This window comes from Psychrobacter sp. AOP31-B2-9, from assembly GCF_052378005.1.
GTDB lineage: Bacteria > Pseudomonadota > Gammaproteobacteria > Pseudomonadales > Moraxellaceae > Psychrobacter.
This window is the reverse complement of the sequence record NZ_JBQSXG010000123.1, coordinates 1-8,720: the sequence shown is the minus strand read 5'-3', so window position 1 is coordinate 8,720 and position 8,720 is coordinate 1. Positions and strand designations below refer to the sequence as shown.

Below are 8,720 nucleotides of genomic sequence, written 5' to 3'. Positions count from 1 at the left end.
TATATCTATGCAAGTGTAATAACTTCCAGAAAAATATTCATCAAGGACACAGTGGAGAAACATCCTTTACAGGATATTTGCAAAGAATAGCGCTTTTACTACGCGCATAAATTGGTAGTCGGGTTACTATAAGCATACTCTGCTACACAAATCGACAGCAGTATCAATTTTTGGTACATTTAACGCAGTCTTTATTAATACAGACCACGATATGTCTTACGATAACAAAATAGGTCATTTCAAGACTATTGCCCAAGTACCCTAATACTGAATGTTAGTACCAAGATACTTGGACAATGCAAATATCGTGCTTTGACTATGATTAACTAACTTGATAACTTAACAGGTGATATTATGAAATTTGCTAAAACTATTGCAATGACTGCTCTTACTAGCTCTGCTCTTATCATGGGCGGCTGTGCAACTAACGGATATAGCAGTGGCTTGAGCAACACTGCTAAAGGTGCTGCTGTTGGTGCTGCTGCGGGTGCTATCGTTAAGAGTAGCGGCAATAGCGAAGATATCGCTCAGGGCGCACTTGGTGGTGCAGCAATTGGTGGTGCTGGTGCTTATATTCTTGATCAAACTCGCTAATTAATCTTATCAAGGCTGCATCCCACCTTGATAGAATCTTAGCTGACATAAAAAAGCCTGCAATCGATTGCAGGTTTTTTGCATTTGGAGGAATCTTCTTTCTTTGAGGAGACACGAAATACCTTTATAAGGCACCACTGAAAGTATCACAAGACTGAACGCTACCACTCTCTAAACCACGAGTGAACCATTACACTCGTTGCTGACTGGTTCCATGAGTAAAGTTATCAGGTACAACGGCTCCACCACTGGCCTTCGCTAAACGATCATCACCGATTTGACTGGCTGCATTGATGGCTTCATCGATATCACCCGCTTCCAAGAACTCTACACGCTCTTGATTACGCTGCGCCCAAACACCTGCGAAACAGTCTGCCTGCAACTCCTGTAGCACTGACAGCTTATTGGCTTCTACCTGCGTCACTTGACGACTGGCTTCGCTAACTTGTTGACTGATACCTAGTAAAGTCTGCACATGATGACCAACCTCATGTGCAATAACATACGCTTGTGCAAAGTCACCTGCTTTGCCAGCATTATCTTGCTCACCAGATCCTTGCTGGTCACCAGTGATGCCTAGATTTTGGTTCATTTCTACAAAAAACGATGTGTCTAAATAAACCGTCTGATCCGCTGGACAATAAAATGGACCAGTTGCAGAGCTAGCACTACCACACGCTGAGTTGACCTGACCTGTAAAAAGAATTAAGGAAGGTTCTTTATAGGTACTACCTGCTTCGTTAAATATTTGATGCCAAACTTCTTCTGTATCAGCCAATACTACTTTTACAAACTGCGTATCTCGATCATTACTGGTTGCAGCTTCGGTAGAGGTATTATTATTACCACTGCCTGCGACTACCTGACCCGTCTGTAAAGCCGTCATCGGATTTACTCCGAATACTAACCATAGGATACCAGCAATAATAATACCGCCAATACTGCCACCCACTACCTTACCGCCACTACTACTAGTACGTACGTTTGAGCTACCACGTCGACCTTGCCATTTCATAACTTTATTCCTTAAACATACGATATATAATACTGTTTATATTATGGTGTATCCTCAACCTAAACAATAAATATTAAATGGACTAAAAATGTCTAACTATTTGCCAAACTGCTTCAAGTAGCCTGCTAATATCTCGATATTATCTGCACTTTCAAAGTGAGGATACGCTCTAGGGTCTATCAAACATTCACTAATAGGCGCTATTTAATACTCAATACACCCTAATAATTATTCATGCAATATAACCGTTAGCATCATTACTTACCTTGATAATTCAAGGTTTATAAAGTGCGTTTGATAGCCAATAGCTCTCTATTTTACTTATATTGCTACAATCGTTACATTTATTTACTATATTCATGGAGATAAATGCAGTAAATTATTGCAAAGTTAACTGTACGCAAAATTTTAGAAAAACTGTTTAAAAACAATCTAATATCTTTAATTTTATTTCCACCAATATATTTTATTATATTAAAGATAATAATAAATATACGAAGTAAAATTAAACTTATATTTTTATTGTTACTTAATTGTACGGACTATTTCCATTTAGATAGAAAACATATAGAATGCGTGCAAGCTGAGTATCTGTGACTAAGACTTGTGGGATTATGAGAAATCTCAAATTTCAACTTATGTTACTACTACTGGTCATTTCATTTTTCCGGAGAAAACACTATGAAACTTAAATTACTTGCTCTAGCTGGTATCATGACTGCAACTATGGGCCTAACTGCTTGTGGTAGCAACACAGAAGAAGCTGCTGACAACCTAGATGATGCACAAGGTGAAGTACAAGAAGCACAAGACGACCTAAGCGAAGCTGCTGCTGAAGGCGAAGAAGTTGCTGTTGACGCTGAAGCTGCTGTTGATGCTGCTGAAACTGACATCGCTGATGCTACAGCCGAAGTTGCTGCTGAAGTTCCTGTAGATGGCGAAGCTGCTGAAGGCGACATGGCTGCTGTTGATGCATCAGACGACGTTGTTACTGAAGAAGAAGCACCAGCTGCTCAGTAATTTTTATCGTTTATATGATAAAATTACGGTAGTAAAAAAGAGAGCCTTAGCTCTCTTTTTTTGTGCCTATTATTTATGATATCTACTAGGGTCTGTTGAACATTCAAATGTGATACTGGCAGTGACTATTTTTTAGACAATACGCAGGGAAATTTTTGACGCCTAGTCGTTCTAGGTTAGACAATGTCGCCATGTATTGGCAAAAAATAGCCCTGCCCTCCACTCGATCACAGCTCTCGCCTTGCAAACGGGCAAAGCAGTCCTAATATTTGAATGTTCAACAGACCCTAATATCAGCACTCATGTATAGGCAGTAATAAACACGCTTATATAAAAAATATTAAAAAATGACCTAAACATCAAAATGCTTAGATCATCATATTCATATTATTAACTCAAAAGCCTGTATTAGGCATCAAACAAGCGCTCATCAACCTGTTGACGAAATTTTTGTCCTGTTTTGAACGTGACTACACGTCGGGCTGATACCGCAACTGGCTCCCCTGTTTTGGGGTTACGACCTGGACGGCTATTTTTGTCTTTAAGCTCGAAATTGCCAAAGCCTGAAAGCTTGACCTCTTTGCCATCAATCAAACTCTCTGACAGCTCATCAAAAAAGTTCTCTACCAGACAGCGACCTTCTTGGCGTGTTAGGTTAAGGTGGCTCATCAAATGCTCAATCATGTCAGATTTGGTTAAAGTGCTCACAGTACGACTCCTATGCTATGTCGTGATGTCGAATATCATGGTCTAGCGGTATGAGGGTTAAGGGTAGCTATTATAAAGGGTTTTGGACATCTTTTTAACAAAAACCGTGTTAAAGTCCTTTATTAATAACCACTTAACTTTTTTATGATTTTTTTACAAATAGCAATGCCCCATAGCCTCATGAATGACAAGACTACAGAGCATTTATATCGATATAAAAAATTAGCTATCGCGTAGCTGTGCTGAGTGTTGTTCTATTAGCGCTTGTACAACCTTATCAGTCGTGGTTTTCACAGCATCATCAGATAATGTTTGCGTACTGTCTTGCCATACCAGTGCAAAAGCTAATGAGCGTTGGCCTGCTGGTACTTTGTCGCCTTGATATACATCAAACAACCAAAGATCACTGAGCAATTCACCTGCAGCAGCCCGAATCGTGGTTTCTAATGTTTGCAAACTGATATCACTATCTACTAAGACTGCAATATCACGGCGTACTTGTGGAAACTTACTTGGTGTGGTGATCGTATGTTGCTCACGAGCAAGGGTTAGCAAGGGTGCCAATGATAATTGAGCAACCCAAGTGGCAGGTAGGTCTAATTGCTTTGCTGTACTAGGATGCAGTTGTCCCAACCAACCAACGTAGGTATCATCAATGTATAATTTAGCGCTCTGCCCAGGATGTAAGAAGTTTAGTTCACTGCGCTCGTAACGAACACGTGCGCTGTCTATCTGTGCAGGTAATAATTGCTCAATATCATGCTTGAGGTCATAAAAGTCTAGCGCACGGTTTTGATAAGCCTGCTCATCCCACACATCACCAACTGCTACCAAAGCAATACTTGGCGTTTGTAGCAAGTCACTAACACTACGACCCACGAAACTCAAACCCGTTTCAAAGAAACGCACACGTGGTTGTTGACGGTTTAGGTTGTATTGTACACAAGGCAATAAACTAGATAGTAAGGTGCGACGCATCACTGCCAAGTCACTAGAAATAGGATTGGCCAATGCCAACACTTCTCCCAAAGCCTCATCATCAATTAACGCTTCTAGTTTTGCATCGCTAAAGCTAAAGCTGATCGCTTCCATATAGCCATTATCGACCAGTGACAGCTTCATCTGATGGGTCAAATCTGCCGTGTCATCATAATCCATACTGACTTGCAAATGTGGCAGGACGCTTGGGATATTGTCATAGCCATAGATACGGGCAATCTCTTCAATGAGGTCCTCTTTAATACTCATATCAAAGCGATAAGATGGCGGCTTACAGACTAGCACATCCTCTTGCTGCTCTACGTCGAACCCTAACTGAGTCAAAATACGAACCATCTCTGCTGGCTCAATCTCAATGCCGATGACATCACGAACTTTAGTGATTGGTAAAGTAATTGGCGCACGCACTGGTAAATGCTCGCTACTCTCAGCTTTTACTATAGGACCCGCTTGACCGCCAGTGACGCTAATAATTAAGTCACAAGCACGTGCCAATGCTAGCGCTGGTAACTCAAAATCCACCCCACGCTCAAAACGTTGCGACGCATCAGTATGTAAACCAAAGCGGCGTGCGCGAGCGGCGATAGCAAGCTGACCAAAGAAAGCACTTTCTAGCACAATATTGGTCGTGCTATCCGTAACGCTACTACGCTGACCACCCATGATACCAGCAAGTGCCAGTGCGCCTTTATCATCAGCAATGACTAACTCATCACCTGTTAAGGTAACCGTTTGTTCATTGAGTAAAGTAATGGTCTCCGCAGGCTCTGCCAGACGCACAACGATATCGCCAACGATGGTATCAGCATCAAATGCATGTAGCGGTTGACCCAATTCCATCAATACATAGTTGGTCACATCAACCAAAAAGTTATGTGAACGTAGCCCTGATTGAACGAGCGCATCCTGCATCCATTTCGGTGTCTCAATGCTACGATCGATATTGCTAATCGATTGTAATAAGTAGCGAGGACATGCTTCAACGGCATTCACTGTAACGCTTGGTGTTGCGCTATTTTCAGTAATGGTGATGTTGTCAGCGATAGTTGGCATTTGTATTGGTAGGTCGTTAATGACTGATATTTCACGAGCGATACCACGTACGCTAAAGCAGTCTCCACGGTTCGGAGTGATTGAAATATCCAGTATTTGATTATCTAAACCCAAATACTCACGGATATCCATACCGATTGGTGCATCAGTTGGCAATTCAAGCAAACCATCAATGTTATCAGTTAAATCAATTTCTGAAGCACCGCAGAGCATGCCATTAGAGGCAACACCACGTAGTTTGCTTTTTTTAATTTTAAAGCCTTTCTTATCTTCACTTGGCAAAACTGCACCGACTGTGGCAACTGGAGCTTTCATACCGACGGTGACATTAGGGGCACCGCAGACGATTTGTAGCGGCTCAGCTTCACCGATATTTACCTGCGTGACTCGCAGTTTATCAGCGTCTGGATGCTGTTCGACGCTGACGACCTCTCCGATGACCACGCCACTAAAAGCACGAGCTACCGCATAACGGTCATCAATCTCAAGTCCTGCCATTGTTAATTGTTCGGCCAACTGTTCGCTGGTATTTGTGGGATTCACCCATTGACGTAGCCACTGTTCGCTAATTTTCATAAGTATCTCGGATCAGAATTTTAGAATAAAGGTAGACGTATTAATATCAAGAACGAAAATCTAGCCAAACTGCTTTAAAAAGCGTACGTCATTTTGGAAGAACAAACGCAAATCATCGATACCGTAATACAGCATCGCAAAGCGCTCAATACCCATACCAAAAGCAAAACCCGTATATTTTTCGGCATCGATACCACAGTTGGTCAGCACTTGTGGATGCACCATACCGCAGCCCATCACTTCAAGCCACTTGCCATTGTCATCTAAGATATCCACCTCAGCAGAAGGCTCTGTGAATGGGAAAAATGATGGACGGAAACGTACAGTCAGCTCTTTGGCAAAAAACGCTTCCAAAAACTCACTAATCAAACCTTTTAACTCAGCAAATGTGCTCGACTCTGTGACCATAAGTCCTTCTAACTGATGGAACATCGGTGAATGAGTTTGATCTGAGTCATTACGATAAACGCGACCAGGACAAATAATACGAATGGGTGGTTCATTCTTTTTCATCGTACGAATTTGCACTGGGCTGGTATGTGTACGCAATAAGTAATGCGCATCAAAATAGAATGTGTCATGCATCGCTCGTGCAGGGTGATGCGATGGAATATTGAGTGCTTCAAAGTTATAATAATCACTCTCGACTTCAGGACCAGTCGCCACATTGAACCCTGCTTGCACAAAATACTGCTGCATACGCTGGGTAATCATCGTAACCGGATGCAAGTGACCTTTTTGACCACCGCGAGCAGGCAATGTAATATCAATACTTTCTGCTTCGAGTTTGGCATTTAGTGCAGCTACTTCTAGCTGTTGTTGCTGATCAGTCAATGTCTGTTGAATACGGCTACGTACCGCATGTAACCAACCACCATAAGTTTTTTTGTCATCAGCACTGAGCTTGCCCATCTGCTTTGACCAGCCAGTTAGTGAGCTCTTTTTGCCTGTTAATTGCACACGCAAATCTTGCAAAGCGCGTGCATCAGTGACTTGTAAAACCAATGCTTCAGCGGCATTGGCATATTCTGTTAGCTGAGACTCTGTCAACTCGTTAAGCTCTGAGGATAAGGTCGGTAGCGCCGACAAATCGTTGATAGCAGCAGGGGTAGTCATAAGACGCATTATTCCTGATTTAAACGGACTATTAATAATAGTGATTAGTAATTGTAGGGGTTTGACCAAATATTGCAAACCATTTGCCCTATCATTTTAAACCAAAGGCTAGCAGTATGAATGGCTTGAATATTTAGACGGTAAGAAATGCTATATCAAAAAATTAAAGGGGCAGCTTATCTCTGATAAAGCCAACCTTAAAATAAATTAATATAAAAAAAGCCACCGACCAGCGGTAGCTTTTATTAATATCATACTATTAATCAATATTAGTCCTATCCATTTAGATGATTACTTATCAAGTAATGTATTTACTAAGTAATCTACCTAAAGGACGGTTAATATTTAGGCCAATTCCGCTTTTGCTTTTTCGACCAATGCTGTGAAAGTCGCTGCATCATGCATAGCGATGTCAGCAAGTACACGACGATCGATTGCGATGTTTGCTTTTTTCATACCATTGATAAAGCGGCTATAGCTTAAGCCGTTTAAGCGTGCACCAGCATTGATACGTGCAATCCAAAGACGACGGAAAGTACGTTTTTTGTTGCGACGGTCACGATAAGCATATTGACCAGCTTTGGTCACTGCTTGTACCGCTACACGGTAAACACGTGAACGGGCACCGTAGTAGCCTTTTGCACGTTTTAGGATTTTTTTGTGACGACGATTCGCCTGTACACCACGTTTTACACGGGCCATAAATTACTCCAAGAATTCTTAATCATTGTTAAACGATCAACAATGTTATTCATTGATAAACATCGTTGTCAGATTGCAAGCCAAATATTTTTAATTAAAGAGATAACTCTTTGTTAAAAACACATGACGATAGGCTATTAGATGTATGGGCACATACGACGAACTGCTGCTTCGTCAGACTTGTCCACCATCTTCAGACCGCGCAACTGGCGAATACGCTTAGCTGATTTCTTGGTCAAGATATGGCTTTTGAATGCTTGCTTACGCTTGAATCCGTTTGCTGTTTTTTTGAAGCGTTTAGCGGCACCGCTTCTGGTTTTCATCTTAACTTTCATGATGACTTGCCTCTTTGTCTTTAATAGAACCTGGTCGTCAAATAGTTAATATAGCGTAGTAGTATAAAAACAACCACTAAACTGCTATTTGCCTTGAGGTGGGAGGCCGTATTTTAGCAGATAATGCACTGTTTTGCCAAGTAAAGTTTCAGACTTGTAGTAGTCAACCATCACTATAAATAAAGAGTATAATCAAATTCATAGCTCTTTTTATAGCAACGAGAACAAAGTGGTAGGTTTTCTTTCAAATGAATTGAATGACAACCTAAACCTTGCTTTGGTAGAGACCAAGCGTTGATACAATCTAAGCGCTCGTCATACAAGACTACTTATCACAAATATTATCCTTGTATCATAAGCTCATTATCATGATACTGCCAATTTATACGATAAAAAGCAGAAGCTATTAACTGCCATCAATCTAGGAGATAACGTGTCAAAAAAAGAGTTGCACTTTGATAACGATCTATTTGTCTTTGAAACAGTGATGCGTGTGCGGCATACTGAAATTGATACAGGCCATCATCTCACGCTGGAGTCATTGACAGCATTGTTGAATGAGGCTCGATTGCGATTTTTGTATTCAAGAGGGATTAAAGAGG

The 8,720-nt window shown here is 41.2% G+C and carries 7 protein-coding genes and 1 pseudogene; 2 read left to right on the top strand and 6 right to left on the bottom strand.

The genetic code is table 11. The annotated features are described in order from the left end of the window. Window positions 1–354 precede the first annotated feature (354 nt). A complete protein-coding gene (locus ACT3SX_RS11980) occupies window positions 355–594 on the top strand; it encodes a hypothetical protein (protein WP_192520259.1) in 240 nt (79 codons plus the stop codon). Between the two features lie 124 nt (window positions 595–718). On the opposite strand, the pseudogene ypfJ reads toward ACT3SX_RS11980, so the two are convergent. Continuing rightward, window positions 719–1,609: pseudogene (gene ypfJ / locus ACT3SX_RS11975) on the bottom strand (KPN_02809 family neutral zinc metallopeptidase). A gap of 681 nt (window positions 1,610–2,290) precedes the next feature. Here ypfJ and ACT3SX_RS11970 point away from each other — a divergent pair. Continuing rightward, window positions 2,291–2,629: a hypothetical protein gene (locus tag ACT3SX_RS11970; RefSeq protein WP_192520258.1), complete on the top strand. Its 339-nt coding sequence runs from the start codon at window positions 2,291–2,293 to the stop codon at window positions 2,627–2,629. A gap of 408 nt (window positions 2,630–3,037) precedes the next feature. Here the strand turns inward: ACT3SX_RS11970 and ACT3SX_RS11965 are convergent, their stop codons facing one another. The 5 genes from ACT3SX_RS11965 to rpmI form a co-directional block, all read right to left on the bottom strand. Further along, window positions 3,038–3,337, bottom strand: a complete 300-nt coding sequence (locus ACT3SX_RS11965) for an integration host factor subunit alpha (protein ID WP_110923573.1) — start codon at window positions 3,335–3,337, stop codon at window positions 3,038–3,040. A gap of 222 nt (window positions 3,338–3,559) precedes the next feature. Beyond that, complete coding sequence (gene pheT, locus ACT3SX_RS11960) at window positions 3,560–5,965, bottom strand: phenylalanine--tRNA ligase subunit beta (protein WP_442069956.1); 2,406 nt, start codon at window positions 5,963–5,965, stop codon at window positions 3,560–3,562. A 60-nt stretch (window positions 5,966–6,025) separates the two neighbouring features. After that, window positions 6,026–7,081, bottom strand: a complete 1,056-nt coding sequence (gene pheS / locus ACT3SX_RS11955; protein WP_192520256.1) for a phenylalanine--tRNA ligase subunit alpha — start codon at window positions 7,079–7,081, stop codon at window positions 6,026–6,028. Window positions 7,082–7,426: 345 nt separating this feature from the next. After that, the gene (rplT, locus tag ACT3SX_RS11950; RefSeq protein ID WP_011281252.1) at window positions 7,427–7,783 is read right to left on the bottom strand and encodes a 50S ribosomal protein L20; all 357 of its coding nucleotides are present in this window, start codon (window positions 7,781–7,783) and stop codon (window positions 7,427–7,429) included. A 137-nt stretch (window positions 7,784–7,920) separates the two neighbouring features. After that, window positions 7,921–8,118 (bottom strand): 50S ribosomal protein L35, encoded by a 198-nt coding sequence (gene rpmI / locus ACT3SX_RS11945; protein ID WP_011281253.1) that lies wholly within the window; start codon window positions 8,116–8,118, stop codon window positions 7,921–7,923. Between the last annotated feature and the right edge of the window lie 602 nt (window positions 8,119–8,720).